Origin of the sequence: Mesorhizobium sp. YR577 (genome assembly GCF_900116595.1) — a bacterium.
Taxonomy (GTDB): Bacteria; Pseudomonadota; Alphaproteobacteria; order Rhizobiales; family Rhizobiaceae; genus Mesorhizobium_M.
The window spans coordinates 142,830-159,914 of record NZ_FPBI01000014.1 but is presented as its reverse complement, the minus strand read 5'-3'; the positions used below and the strand labels follow the sequence as shown (position 1 = coordinate 159,914).

Annotated in this window: 15 protein-coding genes; 2 read left to right on the top strand and 13 right to left on the bottom strand. The window is 61.9% G+C overall.

Annotation, left to right across the window (positions count from 1 at the left end; all coding sequences use genetic code 11):
• Positions 1-159 precede the first annotated feature (159 nt).
• Entirely contained in the window at positions 160-1,182 is a 1,023-nt protein-coding gene (locus BM413_RS20840; RefSeq protein ID WP_091916524.1) for a fatty acid desaturase, read from the top strand.
• Positions 1,183-1,241: 59 nt separating this feature from the next.
• Here BM413_RS20840 and BM413_RS20835 read toward each other — a convergent pair whose 3' ends face one another.
• From BM413_RS20835 to BM413_RS33190, 8 genes are all read right to left on the bottom strand, one after another.
• Positions 1,242-1,862, bottom strand: coding sequence for a DJ-1/PfpI family protein (locus BM413_RS20835; RefSeq protein WP_091916522.1), 621 nt, complete (start codon positions 1,860-1,862; stop codon positions 1,242-1,244).
• Between the two features lie 183 nt (positions 1,863-2,045).
• Positions 2,046-3,653 (bottom strand): GMC family oxidoreductase, encoded by a 1,608-nt coding sequence (locus BM413_RS20830; protein ID WP_091916520.1) that lies wholly within the window; start codon positions 3,651-3,653, stop codon positions 2,046-2,048.
• A 97-nt stretch (positions 3,654-3,750) separates the two neighbouring features.
• On the bottom strand, positions 3,751-4,281 hold the full coding sequence (locus BM413_RS20825; protein ID WP_091916518.1) for a DUF934 domain-containing protein: 531 nt from the start codon (positions 4,279-4,281) through the stop codon (positions 3,751-3,753).
• A gap of 11 nt (positions 4,282-4,292) precedes the next feature.
• The gene (locus BM413_RS20820; protein ID WP_091916516.1) at positions 4,293-5,033 is read right to left on the bottom strand and encodes a phosphoadenylyl-sulfate reductase; all 741 of its coding nucleotides are present in this window, start codon (positions 5,031-5,033) and stop codon (positions 4,293-4,295) included.
• Positions 5,008-6,678 carry a nitrite/sulfite reductase gene (locus tag BM413_RS20815; protein WP_091916514.1) on the bottom strand — a complete coding sequence of 557 codons (1,671 nt, stop codon included), beginning with the start codon at positions 6,676-6,678 and terminating at the stop codon, positions 5,008-5,010. The genes BM413_RS20820 and BM413_RS20815 overlap by 26 nt, the downstream gene beginning before the upstream one ends.
• Positions 6,679-6,713: 35 nt before the next feature.
• Positions 6,714-7,022 (bottom strand): DUF2849 domain-containing protein, encoded by a 309-nt coding sequence (locus BM413_RS20810; RefSeq protein ID WP_091916512.1) that lies wholly within the window; start codon positions 7,020-7,022, stop codon positions 6,714-6,716.
• The gene (cysG, locus tag BM413_RS20805) at positions 7,019-8,467 is read right to left on the bottom strand and encodes a siroheme synthase CysG (protein ID WP_091916510.1); all 1,449 of its coding nucleotides are present in this window, start codon (positions 8,465-8,467) and stop codon (positions 7,019-7,021) included. The genes BM413_RS20810 and cysG overlap by 4 nt, the downstream gene beginning before the upstream one ends.
• Before the next feature lie 41 nt (positions 8,468-8,508).
• Entirely contained in the window at positions 8,509-8,664 is a 156-nt protein-coding gene (locus tag BM413_RS33190) for a hypothetical protein (protein ID WP_175544381.1), read from the bottom strand.
• A gap of 394 nt (positions 8,665-9,058) precedes the next feature.
• Here BM413_RS33190 and BM413_RS20800 point away from each other — a divergent pair, with 394 nt between their 5' ends.
• Positions 9,059-10,969 (top strand): cation:proton antiporter domain-containing protein, encoded by a 1,911-nt coding sequence (locus tag BM413_RS20800; RefSeq protein ID WP_091916509.1) that lies wholly within the window; start codon positions 9,059-9,061, stop codon positions 10,967-10,969.
• A gap of 19 nt (positions 10,970-10,988) precedes the next feature.
• Here the strand turns inward: BM413_RS20800 and BM413_RS20795 are convergent, their stop codons facing one another.
• The 5 genes from BM413_RS20795 to BM413_RS20775 all read right to left on the bottom strand — a co-directional run bounded on the left by BM413_RS20795 (position 10,989) and on the right by BM413_RS20775 (position 16,842).
• The gene (locus tag BM413_RS20795; RefSeq protein ID WP_091916508.1) at positions 10,989-11,738 is read right to left on the bottom strand and encodes an SDR family NAD(P)-dependent oxidoreductase; all 750 of its coding nucleotides are present in this window, start codon (positions 11,736-11,738) and stop codon (positions 10,989-10,991) included.
• A gap of 90 nt (positions 11,739-11,828) precedes the next feature.
• Positions 11,829-14,081: a transglycosylase domain-containing protein gene (locus BM413_RS20790; protein ID WP_091916506.1), complete on the bottom strand. Its 2,253-nt coding sequence runs from the start codon at positions 14,079-14,081 to the stop codon at positions 11,829-11,831.
• 166 nt (positions 14,082-14,247) lie between these two features.
• Complete coding sequence (locus BM413_RS20785; protein ID WP_091916504.1) at positions 14,248-14,697, bottom strand: universal stress protein; 450 nt, start codon at positions 14,695-14,697, stop codon at positions 14,248-14,250.
• Between the two features lie 131 nt (positions 14,698-14,828).
• Positions 14,829-15,446: a ribonuclease D gene (locus BM413_RS20780; protein ID WP_091916502.1), complete on the bottom strand. Its 618-nt coding sequence runs from the start codon at positions 15,444-15,446 to the stop codon at positions 14,829-14,831.
• 16 nt (positions 15,447-15,462) lie between these two features.
• Positions 15,463-16,842: a M20/M25/M40 family metallo-hydrolase gene (locus tag BM413_RS20775; RefSeq protein WP_091916500.1), complete on the bottom strand. Its 1,380-nt coding sequence runs from the start codon at positions 16,840-16,842 to the stop codon at positions 15,463-15,465.
• Positions 16,843-17,085 lie beyond the last annotated feature (243 nt).

The following is a 17,085-nucleotide window of genomic DNA, read 5'->3' as shown; positions in this document are numbered from 1 at the left end:
TTTGCACCTGAACAGGAGGCTCCGCGTAAGCTGCGTGATCTCTTGGGCAAGCTGGAGCGGGCAGAGGTGCTGGCCAGCACCGCGACACGCCGCCGCTAGGGTCATCGCGCGCCACTTAAACTTCTTGCAACCGGCGCGGTGGCCTGTCTATGGTCGCCGATGAACATTGCCCCCGATCTCCACACTCGCTCCGGCGAACGCGCCTGGCTGAAAATTCTCGCACGCTACCGAAAACCCAACCGGGGCCGAAGTGCGCTTGAACTTGCCATAACTGTTGTTCCTTTCGCCGGTTTGTGGGCGCTTTCCTGGGCCGCTGTGCATTATGGCCATTGGTGGGGCCTTATTTTCATCGTTCCGGCCGCCGGTTTCCTGCTTCGGCTCTTCATGATCCAGCATGATTGCGGGCACGGCTCCTTCTTCGCCCATCGCTCCTCGGACGACTGGACAGGCCGGGCGATCGGTGTCCTGACGCTCACGCCCTATGACTACTGGCGCCGCGCGCATGCCGCGCATCATGCCACTGCCGGCAACCTGGACGAGCGCGGCGTCGGCGACATAACGACGCTGACCGTTGCCGAATATCGTGCCCTTTCGCCAAGAGGCCGTCTCGCCTACCGCCTATACCGCCATCCGATCGTGATGTTCGGTATCGGCCCCATCTGGCTTTTCCTGTTCAAGCAGCGGCTGCCCTTCGGCATGATGCGCGCCGGCATGCTGCCCTGGGTTTCGACCATGGCGACCAATTTCGCGATCGCCGCCCTATCGGTGGGCCTGATCTGGCTTATCGGCATCGTGCCGTTCCTGATCGTGCATCTGCCTATCGTCGTATTGGCGGGCGCTGCAGGCATATGGCTGTTCTACGTCCAGCACCAGTTCGAGGACACCCACTGGTCTGAAGGCCAGGACTGGGAATTCCAATACGCCGCGCTGCATGGCTCGTCGCATTACGACCTGCCGCGCGTCTTGCGCTGGCTGACCGGCAATATCGGCATCCACCATGTCCATCATCTGTCCAGCAAAGTGCCGTGCTACCGGCTTCCCGAGGTGCTGCGGGATTTTCCGGAACTGCAAAACGTTGGACGCATCACGATCATGGAAAGCTTTCGCTGCGTGAAACTGGTGCTCTGGGACGAGAACCGGAAGAAGCTGATTTCCTTCCGGGAAGCGCGCGCGATCGCCTGAGACAGCAAGGCAAAAGGCCGCCGCGGATTACACGCAGCGGCCTTGGAATCAGAACCCGTTCAAGCCGCTTGCCGCGTCTCGCGCATCATGGTCTTGCCATGGGTGACTTCGCTCCCGAGAACTTTCAGACATTCGCGCATGAAGGCTGCGAGCCCCGGCCAGCCCTTGGCTGACACGAGATTGCCATCGACATGCGCGCCATTCGGCGCGACGTCGATATAGATGCCGCCGGCCAGGGTCACTTCCGGCTCACAATACTGCAGCGCCGCCACCTCCCTGCCGCGCACGACGCCGTCCACGGCAATCAGTATCTGCACACCGTGGCAGATCGTGAAAATCGGCTTTCCGGTTTCGTGGAAATGCCGGACCATCGCCTGCACGCGCTTGTCGATGCGGATATATTCCGGGCCGCGGCCACCGGCGGCATAGACCGCGTCGTATTCGTCGAGCTTCACTTCCGAAAACGTCTTGTTGAGAATGTAATCGTGGCCGAGTTTTTCGGTGTAGGTCTGGTTGCCTTCGAAATCGTGAAGCGAAGTCTTTATCGCCTCACCGGCTTTCTTGTCGGGGCACACGACATGCACCGTGTGGCCGACCGCATGCATCGCCTGCTCGAAAACAAAGATTTCGTATTCCTCGGAGAACTCTCCGACCAGCATCAATATCTTCTTGCCCGGCATTGGTTTCCTCCCTGTGCCATCGATTTATTTCGTTGCTCGAAATAATGCAGACATCTTAAGACGCGAGTGGCGAAAGGAAAAGCCCAAATCGCCGAACTGGTCGGACCAATACGCGAGAAAGTGGGCGATCCTTTTGCTCATTCGACCTAGGTGGCTGGAAGTAAACTCAGGTGGTAAGGCCAATCAGACGCCGGCCTTGATCATGTCTGCCGCTTTCTCCGCAATCATGATGGTCGGCGCATTGGTGTTACCGCCGATGAGCGTCGGCATCACTGAGGCATCGACGACACGCAGGCCCTGGAGGCCGCGCACCCGCAATTGCGAATCGACCACCGCCATGTCGCCCTTCCCCATGCGGCACGTTCCGACCGGATGATAGATAGTGTCGGCTCGGCTTCTGATCTGCCGCATCAGATCGGCATCGTCATCGTTATCGCCCGCATGGAGCGGCCTGTGCCGGTATCGCGCGAGCGCAGGCGATCCGAGGATTTTCTGCATCATCCTGGTGCCCTTGAGGAGAAGCGCTGCATCGCGCTCATCCGATAGGAAACGCGGATCGATGCGCGGCGCGGCCGTTGGATCGACGCTGGCCAGCCCGACCTCACCGCGCGAATGCGGCCTGAGGACACAGACATGGCAGGAGAAACCAAAGCCGTAATGCAGCGTGCGGGCATGGTTTTCGACCAGCGCGACGACGAACTGCAATTGCAGGTCAGGCCGATCCAGTGAGGGATCCGACTTAAGGAATGCGCCGCCTTCTGCGCCGGGAGAGGCGATCATGCCGGTTCCGTCACGACGCCATTGCAGCATGTGCCGGATAAAACTCACTGCGCCGCGAGGGCTCAAGCCGAGCATGTCGGTTTCCCGCGACCGCCAGCCGATGACGAAATCGAGATGGTCCTGCAGGTTCCTGCCGACGCCGGGCAATTCGTGGACCGTCTTTATGCCGTGAAGGGCGAGTTCGTTGGCCGGTCCGACACCGGACAGAAGCAGAAGCTGCGGCGAACCGAAGGCCCCGGCTGAAAGAATGACTTCCCGCCTTGCCGAGGCGACTTCCTCGCGGCCTTTGACGCGATAGCGAAGACCGGTGGCGCGCTTGCCGTCGAACACGATGCCGGTCGCATGGGCGTGCGTGATGACCGTGAGATTGGGCCGGTCCATGGCCGGATGCAAATAGGCCGCCGCCGCCGAGCAGCGTTCGCCATTGCGGGCGCCACCGGCGAACTGCGTTACCTGAAAAACGCCGGCGCCCTCCTGCTCGGCACCGTTGAAATCCTCATTGGTGCGAATCTGGTTCTCGGCGCAGGCTTCGATGAAGGCGCTGGTGATCGGGCGTGGCGAGCGCTGCTCCGACACTTTGAGCGGGCCGTCGCCGCCGTGCAAGGCATCGGTGCCCCGCTCATTGCCTTCGGAGCGCCGAAAATAGGGAAGCACTTCGTCCCAGGACCAGCCGTCGCAGCCAAGCTCGGCCCATTCGTCGTAGTCGCGGCGATGCCCGCGAATGTAGAGCATGGCATTGATGGCACTTGAGCCGCCAAGCGCCTTGCCGCGCGGCTGATAGCCCTTGCGTCCGCCAAGCCCTTCCTGCGGCACGGTCTCGAATGCCCAGTTGTTGATCTTCGGCCTTCCGGGCAGCAGGGCAACGATGCCGGCAGGGGCGCGAACGAGAATGTCGTTGCCGGCACCACCTGCCTCGATGAGGCATACCTTGATCGACGGGTTTTCGCTCAATCGCGCCGCAAGCGTCGCGCCAGCGGAGCCGCCGCCGGCGATAACATAGTCAAAGCCCATGGTGTTCTCCCTCGCATCCGGCGGATGTTTCCGTCCGGCGACGAAAGAGAATGCCTAATCATCAAGGTTGTAAAGACCGCGAAGGACTACCGCAGCGTCAGTTAGCAGGCACGCGCCGCCAGGAATATTTGGGGCCCTTTTCGGCCGGCTTTGCAGTCGGCTGATAGTAAAGCGGGATGCCGCCTGTCTGCCCGGCTTCGAGCCGCGCGATCAGAGTCGGGTGCGACACCTCGAATTCATTGAAGCCAAGCCGCAGCATATGCGGCAGCTGGTCGATCAGCACCTGACCGGTGGCGCGGACAGCGCCTTCGAACTGATGGCGGCTTCTGAGCAGCTCGGCCTTGGAAAAGCTGCGGCCATCGGTGAAGGCCGGAAAAGCCAGCGCCACCAATGAAAGCTGGTCGAGCAGATCGACGATCGCCTCGACGGCATCGCCGGGCTGTAGAAGCACGCCAAGGCGCTCCCTGGCTGATTTGCGCACTTCCGGATCGAGATCGAGAAAGGCCTGAAGCGGCAGGATGAAGCGGCCGTTGCCCGACAGCGCTTCCGCACCTTCGGCATGGGTCCATTCTTCCTCGCGAAAGCCTTCAGGCGTCCACAGGCGCGGTTGCGCGTTGGTTTCGGTCATTCAGGCGGTTCCTAAAGCGAAGAATTGTTCAGCGTCTGGTCGAGGCCAGGCAAATGAATGCCACATTCGGTTTTTGCCTGTCCAGCCCAGCGGCCACTGCGCGCATCCTCCCCAGGCTTGACGGGCTGCGTGCAGGGAAAGCAGCCGATCGACAGATAGCCATAGGCGACGAGCGGATTCTCGCGCAGTTTGTGGCTGCGCATGTAGTCGGCCAGATCGCTGGTGGTCCAGCGTGCCAGCGGGTTGATGCGGATGCGCGGGCCGACGGCCTCGAAGGCGGGCAGCGCCTGCCGGGTCGCCGCCTGGAACCGCTTGCGCCCGGTGAACCAGGCCCGGAAAGGCTCGACACCCCGCGCCATCGGCTCAACCTTGCGGATGGCGCAACAGGCCTCGGTGTCCGTCTGGTGAAGCAGCCCGGTAGGGTCATGACTGTCGAGCGCTGCCTGCTCCGGCGTGATGATGCGCACGTCGGTCAAGCCGAAGTCGGCAACCAGGGCGTCGCGATAGTCCAGCGTCTCGCCGAAATGCTTGCCTGTATCCAAGAAGATGATCGGAACGGTGCGGTCGACAGCGGCAATCATGTGCAGAAGCACTGCCGAATCCGCGCCGAACGACGACACCGCCGCAACGCCGCGCGCAAAATGGTCGATCACCGAATGCTCGATGATCTCCAGCGGGGTCAGTTCGCCATAGAGCCTTTCAAGCGAGGCAGCCGTGGCTTCCGCGTCAAGCGGCCTTGGCTTCGCTGCCATAGAGCGCCTCCTTGAACGGCGCGGCACCGACACGGCGATAGGCGTCGATGAACTTCTCAGTCCGGTCGTTCCGTATGCGCAGATAGGTGTCCACCACCGTTTCGATAGCGTCGGTGATCTCCTCCGGGCCGAAGCCACGGCCGACGATCTCGCCGATCGAGGTGTGCTCGTCACCCGAGCCGCCAAGCGTCACCTGATAGAGCTCCGCGCCCTTCTTCTCGACGCCGAGGATGCCGATATGGCCGACATGGTGATGGCCGCAGGCGTTGATGCAACCGGAAATCTTGAGCTTCAGCTCACCGATGTCGCGCTGGCGTTCCAGCGAGGCGAAGCGCCGCGAAATCTCCTGCGCGACCGGGATCGAACGGGCGTTGGCAAGCGCGCAATAGTCGAGGCCCGGGCAGGCGATGATATCGGTGATAAGATTCGAGTTGGCGGTCGCCAGATCGATCTCGACCAGCGCATCGTAGACGGCCTTCAAGTCGGCGCGGGCGACATGCGGCAGGATCAGGTTCTGCTCATGGCTAACACGCAACTCGTCGAAGGCATATTTTTCGGCGATGTCGGCAACGGCTTCCATCTGGCTGTCGGTCGCATCGCCCGGAGCCTCGCCGATGCCTTTAAGCGAGATCGTAACGGCAGCATAATCCGGGTTCTTATGGGTCAGAACGTTCTGGTCAAGCCATTCGCCGAAGCTGCGGCTGTCGAGGCGCGCGGTCTTCACCGCCTCGTCGCCTTCCGGGCGCGCAACGAGCGCCGGCGGAGCGAAATAGGCCTCGATGGCGCGGACATCAGCTTCCGGCAGCTTGAGTTCGCCGTCCTTCAGCGCTTCCCACTCGGCCTCGACCTGGCGCGTCAGTTCCTCGACGCCGGTCTCGCGGACGAGGATCTTGATGCGCGCCTTGTATTTGTTGTCGCGGCGGCCGTTGAGGTTGTAAACGCGCAGGATCGCCGTCGTGTAGGACAGCAGATGCTCTTCCGGCAGGAAGTCACGGATCTTCTTGGCGATCATCGGCGTGCGGCCCTGCCCGCCGCCGACATAGACGGCAAAGCCGAGTTCGCCCTTCTCGTTCTTCTTCAGATGCAGGCCGATATCATGCACCTGGATGGCAGCGCGATCACGCTCGGCACCCGTCACCGCGATCTTGAACTTGCGCGGCAGATAAGAGAATTCCGGATGCACCGAGGACCATTGGCGCAGGATTTCCGCATAGGGGCGCGGATCGGCGACCTCGTCGGCGGCAGCAGCGGCGAAGTGGTCGGCCGTCACGTTGCGAATGCAGTTGCCCGAGGTCTGGATCGCATGCATCTCGACGCTTGCCAGATCGGCAAGGATCGCCGGCATGTCGGACAGCGCCGGCCAGTTGTATTGGATGTTCTGGCGCGTGGTGAAGTGGCCGTAGCCCTTGTCGTATTTGCGCGCGATGTGGGCGAGCATGCGCAATTGGCGCGAATTCAGCGTGCCATAGGGGATCGCGACGCGCAGCATATAGGCGTGGAGCTGAAGATAGACGCCGTTCATCAGCCGCAACGGCCGGAACTGGTCCTCGGTGATCTCCCCGGCCAAACGCCGTTCCACCTGGTCGGTGAACTCGGCGACCCGGGCTTTTACGAAATCGTGGTCGAACTCGTCGTAGCGATACATCGTCTTCGTCTTTCAGGGCCCGTCGGCCCGTTCCATCATGCCGCGCGGGAAACCGCCGGGCGTGCCTGCTTGCCAAGATCGTTGCGGTTTGTCGGGCCGGCGGCCCTGATCTGCTCGCGCAGGCGTGTCGGGCGGATTTCGCCGTCGATCAACTGCACGTCGATGAGATTGACATCGACCACCTCATTGTTGGCGAGGCCGGCATGACCGATGGCTTCAAGCCTCTCCTCGCCCGCCTTGTCGCTGGCGATCTCGGAATGATCGATCGTCTCGGCCCAGCGATGGTCGGTCGAGAACCACACGGCCTCGCCGTCGGTCAGGCGATTTGCGGTGAGTATCTTCATGCTACGGTCTCCCCGGTTCTTGCGGCCGCGCCGATGTGGCGCTGGGCGGCGAGCGGTTCAGATTTGTCGAAATTGGCGCCAGCAACGGCATCGCCGATGATGGTCATGACCGGCCCGGTCAGATCGGTGCGATCTTCCAGTGACGGCAGATCGGCCAGCGTGCCGTGAAATTTGCGGCGGCTGGTGAGGCTGGCATTTTCCACCACGGCAACGGCGGTGTCGGGCGAAAGCCCGGCTGCAATCAGCCGCGAAGCAACATCGGCTGCGACCGAGCGGCCCATATAGACGGCAACGGTAGCGCCGGAGATAGCAAGCTTCGCCCAATCCGGCAGGGACTTGCCCTTGAGATCGTGACCGGTGGTGAAGACCATCGACGAGGTGACACCGCGCAGCGTCAGCGGCAGTTCGAAATCGGCGGCGGCGGCAAAGGCGGCGGTGACGCCCGGAACGACCTCATAGGAGATTCCGGCGTCGCGCAGGGCCTGCATCTCCTCGCCGGCGCGGCCGAACACAAGCGGATCGCCGGACTTCAGCCGCACGACGCGTTTGCCCTCACGGCCGAGACTGACCAGCAGATCGTTGATCTCGGCCTGCGACTTGGAATGGCAGCCCTTGCGCTTGCCGACCGGCAGGCGCTCGGCGTCGCGGCGACCCATAGCGATCACTGCTTCCGGAACCAGCGCGTCGTAGACGATAACGTCGGCTTCCATCAGGTGGCGATGCGCGCGCAGCGTCAGCAAATCTTCGGCACCGGGGCCGGCACCAACCAGCGCGATGTGGCCTTCGGTTGGCTCCTGACGGCGGAGCAATGCCGAGGCAACTTCTCGCGCTTCCTCAGGCTGTCCGTTTTCGAGAGCGCGCGCCGGTGCCCCTGAAAAGAATTCATTCCAGAAGCGGCGACGCGGGCTGCCTTTCGGCAGAAGCTTTTCAGCACCCTCGCGAAAAGAAGCAGCCAGCACCGCCAGCGAACCAAGCGACGGCGACAGCATGCGGTCGATCTTCGAGCGCACCATCTGGGCAAGCACAGGCCCGGCGCCTTCCGTGCCGATCGCCACCGCAAGCGGTGCGCGGTTGACAAGAGCGGGTGTAAAGAAATCGCAAAGCTCCGGGCGGTCGACGGCGTTGACCGGAATGCCAAGACGACGCGCATCGTCCGAAATCAGCCGGTCCTGCCCTGCATCGCCCGTGGCGGCAAAGACAAGAACCGCGCCGTCGAGATAAGCGGGATCGTAGAGCGCGTTTATGTGCTCGGCATTGTTGGCGACCATCCAGTCGGCCAGTTCCGGCTCGACATGATCCGAAACGATCACCAGCCTCGCGCTCGACTGGCCTAGCAAGCGCGCCTTGGCCAGTGCTTCGTCACCGCCGCCGACGATGACCACAGCTTCGCCCTCGACCCGCATGAAAACGGGGAACGCGTTGAGCTTGGCAGACGGCTGCGACATGGTGAGCGGGGTTCCTGAATTGTGCCTAAGATATTTAGCGCTCAGGCCCGAAATTCAGAAGGAATGCACTCGCGCGGCCATTCGACAGAAGCAATCTCTTTTCTGCCAACCTGCAGATCGAAAGAAAAATAATCCTCGGCTTTCGGGCGGCATCGCCGGCGGCGAAGATTTTGCTGCTCGGCAAGCTTCGTGCTCACACCGCGGTCATCTCCGGCGGATATTGGAAAATCAATCTTGAGTGCTCGATTTTCCGGAAGATTTTTTCCAACGGGACCACGCCAGAAGGCACAGGATCTGGCGTACCTCCGCCAACAAATGAAATGGCAACATTCTAAATTCTACCTTTTTTATAGAATTTAGAGAGCCGTCGCGACGGTGTGGTTGGTTCTTCGAACCGCTCCAAGATTCCAACATGCTTTTCACCCCAGCGCAGCCTGTCCTTCATTTTCATCGAAAAGTTCGATTTCAGAGAAGATTCATGGACTTGTGGGGTTGCGAGAAAGGCATCCGCTCACCCATATTGGTATCGGAGTGGCTTTCGCCGCCCCACCCCCATTTTGTTCAATTTTTTTGGAAGGCGCCCCCCGAACAATGCCGCATGACACGCCCCTCATCGCAACTATCGTCGCCGGTCTGGGGCTGGCATTTGTTTTCGGCGCATTGGCAAATCGATTTCGCATCCCGCCTTTGGTCGGCTACCTGATCGCGGGCGTCTTGGTCGGGCCAAATACACCCGGCTTCGTCGCCGATCAGAGCCTGGCGCTGGAACTCGCCGAAATTGGCGTCATCCTGCTGATGTTCGGTGTCGGCCTGCATTTTTCACTGAAAGACCTTCTCTCCGTCCGCGCCATAGCGGTGCCCGGCGCAATCGTGCAGATTGCTTTCGCAACGGCGCTCGGCGCGGCACTTTCGTGGCTGATGGGATGGACGCTCGGTGCCGGTTTGGTTTTCGGTCTGGCGCTGTCTGTCGCCAGTACCGTCGTTCTGCTGCGTGCGCTGCAGGAACGGCGCATGATCGAGACGGAGCGCGGGCGCATCGCCGTCGGCTGGCTCATCGTCGAGGATCTGGCGATGGTTCTGGCGCTGGTGTTGCTGCCAGCGCTTGCAGGCGTGCTGGGCGGGCAGGAACAGGCGCCTGAACACGCCAGCAGCCTTCTTTCACTGCGGTTCGATCTGGGCCTGTGGGGCGTGGTCGGCGTGACGCTGGCCAAGGTCGCGGCCTTCGTGCTGGTCATGGTCATCGTCGGACGCCGGGTCATTCCCTGGATCCTGCACTACGTCGCCCATACCGGCTCGCGCGAACTGTTCCGGCTTGCGGTTCTGGCCATCGCGCTGGGCGTTGCCTTCGGTGCGGCAAAGCTGTTCGGCGTCTCGCTGGCGCTCGGCGCGTTCTTCGCCGGCATGATCATGAGCGAATCCGAACTCAGCCATCAGGCAGCCGAAGAGTCGCTGCCGCTGCGCGACGCTTTCTCGGTCCTGTTCTTCGTTTCGGTCGGCATGCTGTTCGACCCGGCCAGCCTGATCGAAAACACCTGGCCCATTCTGGCGACGCTGTTCATCATCGTCATCGGCAAGTCGGTGGCCGCCTACCTCATCGTCATCGCTTTCGGCTATCCGATCGCAACGGCGCTCATAATCTCGGCAAGCCTGGCGCAGATAGGCGAGTTCTCCTTCATCCTTGCCGAACTTGGCGTCGGGCTGGACCTCCTGCCTGAGCAAGGACGAGACCTGATCCTGGCCGGCGCGATCCTGTCCATCGTGCTGAACCCGCTGGTCTTTGCCGGCGTGGAAAGACTGAAACCCTGGCTCGAAAAACGTTCCGGCAAGACTCCAGCTGCACCTGAAACCAAGCCGATTGGTCCGGCGACGGAACCCGGTGTCGTTGCCACTGCTGCGCCAGTTTCAGCCAAGGCGGATGCGGATCTGCCGCCCGCAACCAAGCTTACCGACCATACGATCCTGATCGGCTACGGCCGTGTCGGCAGCCTTGTCGGCAAATCCCTGAAGGAGGCGGGCCTGCCGTTCCTTGTCATCGAGGATGCGGACAAGACACTGGCCAAGCTCCACGCCGAGGGCATCGAAACCGTTGCAGGCAATGCTGCAAACAGCAACGTCTTCGCTTCGGCCAATGCCGCTGGTGCAACACGGCTTATTCTGGCCATTCCCAACGCTTTCGAAGCCGGCCAGATCATCCTGCGCGCTCGCGCCGCAAATCCGGAAATCCGGATCATCTCACGCGCGCACTCCGACGCCGAGGTCGATCATCTGACCGGATTGGGTGCCGATGTCGTCATCATGGGCGAGCGCGAGGTCGCGCGCGGCATCGTCGAGCAGGTCGTGAAGGACTCGACCAAGGACGATCCGCGCCCGCCGCTCGCCGGACCCCTGACGTCGGATAGTCCTTTGACCGAGTTGAAGGGTTTTAAGCCGAGCGACGACGCCAAAACGGATGAAATCCAGACCGGCGAAGAGCCGGTTGCCGAGGACAAGCCGAAGGATTAATTGCGGTTAGCGATGGCGGTCAGACGTGCTGGCCGCCATTGATGTGGATTTCCGAGCCGGTCACGTAAGACGCCTGCGTCGAGCACAGAAAGAAGATGATGTCGGCGATTTCCGATGTCGAGCCGAGCCGGCGCAACGGGATCGTCTCGACGATCTTCTCGGTGCCGGGCGACAGGATCGCCGTGTCGATTTCGCCCGGTGCGATGGCATTGACACGAATGCCGTGCGGGCCGAAATCATGCGCCATCTCACGCGTCAGCGAGCCAAGCGCGGCCTTCGACGTGGCGTAGGACGTTCCCGCGAAGGGGTGCACGCGTGTACCGGCAATCGAGGTGACATTGACGATCGAACCCTTGGCCGCCGCCAGTTCCCTAAACAGGCCGCGCGCCAACATGATCGGCGCGAAGAAATTGACCTGAAAGACATCGCGCCAGACATGCATCGGCGTATCGATGGAGTTCATGCGGCTGCCGTCTTTCAGCTTGGGCGAGATGCCGGCATTGTTGACCAGCGCATGAAGCTGCCCGCCATGGGCCTCGAGCCGGTGGCGGATTTCGGATACGGCAATGCCAACGTCTTCCTGGTCGGCGAGGTCAACCTTGATGTGGTCTTCAGGCCCAGCCGGCCACGGGCAATCCTCGGCAAAGGCCTGGCGCGAACAGGTGATGACCCGCCAGCCCTCGCGCGAAAAGCGCTTGACGGTGGCATGCCCGATCCCGCGGCTGGCGCCGGTGAGAACGATCGTCTTTCGTGTATCGGCTACAGCCATTGCGTGATCTCCAAGCCCGCTATGTAATGGATGAAGATCGCGCTGGCCAGCGGCGACGTGGCCGCAGGGCAGACGAATAATCGGCGAAGATCAGTTACCCATGATCACGTCGAGGATCGACGTCTGCCGCCTGACCACCGGCCCACCCACGTCAGCCTGCGGAACAGGTCGGCGGCCGATCGAAGCGGTCGGCGGTTCCTGCGGCATGGGTACGAAGCCTGTGTCGCCATCGGCAGCACCGACATCATCCATGGGAAGGTTCCGGCTGACGGGCGAAGGCGCCGGCGCAGCCGCCGGATGGTCTGGCTCCTCGACGCTCGCCATCGGCACGGAGCCAGGTTCTGCCTGTGGCACGGATTTCCATGTTCCCGGCAGCGGCGCGACAGGCACACCCTCATGCGCGGCCACCATGAATTCGTGCCATGCCTGAGCGGGCAGCGCACCGCCGGTCACCTTCTTCATCGGCTTGCCGTCGTCATTGCCGAACCACACGCCGGTGGTGAGATTGGCGGTGTAGCCGACGAACCACGCATCGCGCGAATTCTGGCTGGTTCCGGTCTTGCCGGCAGACGGCCAGTTGAAGGCAGCCTTTTTGGCGGTGCCGACCTCGACCGTTCCGGTCATCATCGAATTCATCATGCCAACGATTTCGGGGCGAACGACGCGCGGTGCGTTGCCGCCGGCGCCTTCGTAAAGCACTTCGCCGGCAGTCGTGGTGATGCGCTGGATGAAATGGACCTCGGGTTTGTAGCCGCCATTGGCAAAGGGCACATAGGCGGCCGTCAGTTCCAGCGGCGTGACCTCGGAAGTGCCAAGCGCGATCGAGGTGTTCGCCTGAAGCTGGGATTCGATGCCCATGCGATGGGCGACTTCGATCACCGCATCAGGTCCGACTTCCATGGTCAGCTGGGCGGCAACCGAGTTCAGCGATTTCGCCAGCGCGGTTGCCAGCGTAACGCGGCCAAAATATTTGCCGTTGTAGTTGTCGGGCTTCCATTTTCCGATGCTGATCGGCGCATCGTTGCGGATGCTGTCGGGCGTGCGGCCTGCCTCAAGGGCGGCCAGATAGACGAACGGCTTGAAGGCCGAGCCCGGCTGACGGCGCGCTTCTGCGGCACGGTCGAACTGGCTGTTGGCATAGTCGTAACCACCGACCATCGCACGCACCGCACCTGAATTGTCGATCGACACAAGTGCACCCTGGCTGACGCTCAGTTTCTCGCCGTTCTCGTCGATCAAGCGGCGGATGGATTTCTCCGCGAGATCCTGCAAGGTCAGGTCGATCGTGGAATCAACGATGATATCCGAGCGCACCTCGCCGATGAGGTTCGGCAGTTCTTCCATGATGCGGTCGGCGACGTAATGTTCGGAGCCGGTCCAGTAGGACGCGGCGCGGGTTGCCGGCGCGCTCATCGCGGTCGCCAGTTCCTTCTCGCCGATCATGTTTTCGTCACGCATGGCGGCCAGCACCAGCTGTGCCCGCGCCTCGGCGGCCTTGGGATCACGCGCCGGCGAAAGCCGGGACGGCGCCTTCAGCAGGCCGGCAAGCAGTGCCGCTTCCGACAAGGTCACGTCGCGGGCCGACTTGCCGAAGTAGCGCCGCGAGGCAGCCTCCACGCCATAGGCGCCCGAGCCGAAATAGACCCGGTTGAGATACATTTCGAGGATCTGGTCCTTGGTATGCTTCTGCTCCAGCCACAGCGCCAGGAGCACCTCCTGCACCTTGCGCTCGATGGTGCGGTCAGGCTTCAGGAACAGGTTCTTGGCAAGCTGCTGCGTCAGCGTCGAGCCGCCTTGCGAAAAGCGGCCGCTGGTGAGGTTGCCCAGCAGCGCACGGCCAAGGCCCATCGGGTCTATGCCGAAATGCGAGTAAAAGCGGCGATCCTCGATCGCCATCACCGCCTGCGGAATATAGGGCGACATTTCATGCAGGCCGACCGCTTCGCCGCCGGTCATGCCTCGGTTGGCGAGCAGTTTGCCGTCGACGGAGACGATCTTCACATTGGGTGGGCGATCCGGAATGGCCCATGTCGTGGCGCTCGGCATCTGCGCGCCGTAGTAGACGACGATGCCGGCAGCGGCGATACCACCCCACAGCGCCAGGACGAAACACCAGTAGACAGCACGCGTCAGCCCGCCAAAAAATCCGCGCCTCGGCTTTTTCCGGTTGCGACGCGACGGCTGGCCCCTCTCCGCCTTCTCAGCCTTGCGCTTTGCGGCTGGCTGCTTCTTGGCTGAGGGCATGACACGGTCATCTTCGCTGACGGAGAAACCGCCCGAAGCCTTGTGCTCGGCGGGTCCGTCAAAAGTCGGTTCGATGCGTGTCGTCGTTCTTTTCGCCATGCCGTCCGCTGCTGCCCATTCCCCAATTGCGCGTGGGCTTCGAGTGAACAGTAAATGCGGCGATTTAAGGAGGGATTAAGCGGCTTTCCCGGAAGTCCTTGAATAAGCAGCTTGTTGCGGCATTGCGTCTGCCGCAACCTGCTCGTCTGCCTGTGCTGCCAGTGGTTTATCGCACGACCAGAACCGGAACGGTGCTGTGGGTCAGAACCTCGGACGTCTGGCTGCCGAGCAGCAGCCGACCGATGCCGCGGCGGCCGTGCGAAGCCATGACGATGAGGTCATTGCCGCGCTCCTTGGCGATCGCGACGATGGCGTCGGCCGGGGTGCTGTCGTCGATATGCAGGACTTCAGCCTTCACGCCTGCCTTGTCGGCGGCAGCCTTGGCAGCTGAAAGAACTTTCTGGGCGAATTCCTTGCTGCCGTTCTTGTAGCTTTCCACATCGGCCGGGCTGCCGACCCAACCGAACTCACCGGCCATGCCGTAAACCGGAAAGGGTTCGGTCACGGTGATGATCGTGACCTTGCTGCCGAGACTTTTCGCCAGCGCGAGGCCATGCCCTAGACCCTTCTGCGCCAGTTCGGAACCATCGGTGGCGATTAGGATGTGCTTGTACATTTCGGCGTCCCTTTCTGCTTCGGCATTGCTGTGATGACCCAACAAAAACGAGCCATCTTTGATCCCTGTCAGTACCTACATGGGAACGAATTGAAGGCCGTTCATTATGCCAAGCCAAGCTGGAAGCCGGTTCAGCTGTGGGCGAAAATGTCGTCTTCGGGCCAACCGAGAAGATCAAGCTTGGCCCGCGTCGGCAGGAACTTGAAGCAGGCATCCGCCTCGCTGGTCCTGTTCTCGCGAGCAAGCCGGCCGACGAGAACATCACGCAGCCGGTGCAGGTAAAGAACGTCCGAAGCCGCATATTCCAGCTGTTCGGGCGACAGTGTCTCCGCGGCCCAATCCGACGACTGCTGCGCTTTCGACAGGCTGACGCCGAGCAGCTCGTTGCAAATGTCTTTAAGGCCATGCCGGTCGGTATAGGTGCGGGTCAGGCGCGACGCGATCTTGGTGCAGAATACCGGCTCGGGCATGACGCCGAACGCATGATAGAGGACGGCCAGGTCGAAGCGGCCGAAGTGGAACAGCTTCGTGATCTTGTCGTCATCCAGCAGCTTGACCAGATTGGGGGCCGTTTTCTGGCCCTGCGCGATCTGGATAACGTCGGCCGTACCGTCGCCCGGCGATATCTGCACGACGCAGAGCCGGTCGCGATGCGGGTTCAGGCCAAGCGTCTCGGTGTCGATGGCGACGGCGTCGACATTGTAGTTCGAAAGGTCCGGCAGATCGTTCTTGTGAAAGCGGATGGTCATTGCGTTTGCCCCGGAATTAGCGTGTCAGCGCGTCGAGAATGCGCGCCCAGGAGCGCTGCCCCTTGTGGAATGACGACAGGTCGTATTTTTCGTTCGGCGAGTGGATGCGGTCGTCAACCAGCGCGAAGCCGGCCAGCAGCGATTCCATGCCGAGGAATGTCTGGAAATCACCGACGATCGGGATCGAGCCACCCATCGCAAGCATGACCGCAGGCTTCGGCCATTCGTCGGACAGCGCCTGCTTGGCCTTGATGAGAAACGGCGAGTCATAGGAAAGCTGGATCGCAGGCGAGCCGCCATGCTCGTGGAACTCGACAGAACAATCGGCCGGAATACGAGCGCGCACGAAATCGCGGAAAGCGGCGCGTATCTTGGCCGGGTCCTGCTTGTGGACGAGGCGGAACGACACCTTCGCGGAGGCCTCGGCGGCGATGACCGTCTTGAAACCCTTGCCAGTATAGCCGCCATTGATGCCGTTGAATTCGGCGGTCGGACGCGCCCAGGTGAGTTCCAGCACCGAGCGTCCCTTTTCACCCGACGGAATGGACAGGCCGACCACGCCGAGGAAATTTTCATCCGTTTCGCCAAGCGCTTCCCATGACTTCAGTATCTGCGTCGGTGTCTCCTCCACGCCATCGTAGAAACCGGGGATGGTGACGCGGCCGGTGTCGTCATGCATGTCGGCCAGCACCCTGGCCAGGATGCGGACGGGATTTGCGGCAGCACCGCCGAATTCGCCGGAATGCAAATCGCGGTCGGCGGCATGGATGGTAATCTCTTCACCCACCAGGCCGCGCAGGCCGACGCAGATGGCGGGCGTATCCCGGTCCCACATGCCGGTGTCGCAGACCATAGCGAAATCCGCCTTCAGCTCGGCAGCGTTGGCTTCAAGGAAGGGCTTCAGCGACGGCGAGCCGGATTCTTCCTCGCCTTCGAACAGGATCGTCACCTTGCAAGGCAGCTTGCCATGCACCTGCTTGTAGGCGCGGCAGGCTTCGATAAAGAGCATCAGCTGGCCCTTGTCGTCCGAAGACCCACGCCCGGTGATGACCTTGCGGCCGGGTTCTATTTCTTTCAGCGCCGGATCGAACGGGTCATTTTCCCACAGGTTCAGCGGATCGACGGGCTGAACGTCGTAGTGACCGTAAAACAATACGTGAGGACCTTCCCCATCGTGATGCGCGACGACCATCGGGTGGCCGGGTGTGTCGCGAACGCTCGCCTCGAAGCCGATCGACTTCAAGTCTTCGACCAGCCATTCCGCAGCCTTGCGGCAATCGGCCTTGAAGGCCGGATCAGTCGAGATCGACTTGATGCGCAGAAGCTCGAACAGGCGTTCGATACTCTGGTCGAGATTGGCGTCGAGTTTGTCGAGGACGGGTGTGAGAGCGGACATTGGGGAAGCCTTTCGAATCTGCGGCGCCACCCTAAAGCCCCGGCGAAAAAAGGAAACCCCGGCAATGTTGGACCAGACGCCGGGCGCGGCACAAAAAAATGCCGCCGTGGCTGGAGGGGGACCACGGCGGCGGTACTTTCAAAAGGGGGCGGCAGCCCGGAGAGGGGGATTAGGCTGCCGCTTGGTCCGGTCTAGGCGGGGGACGGGCCTTAATCCGGACTCGGCTGTGATGCCGATGAGTGT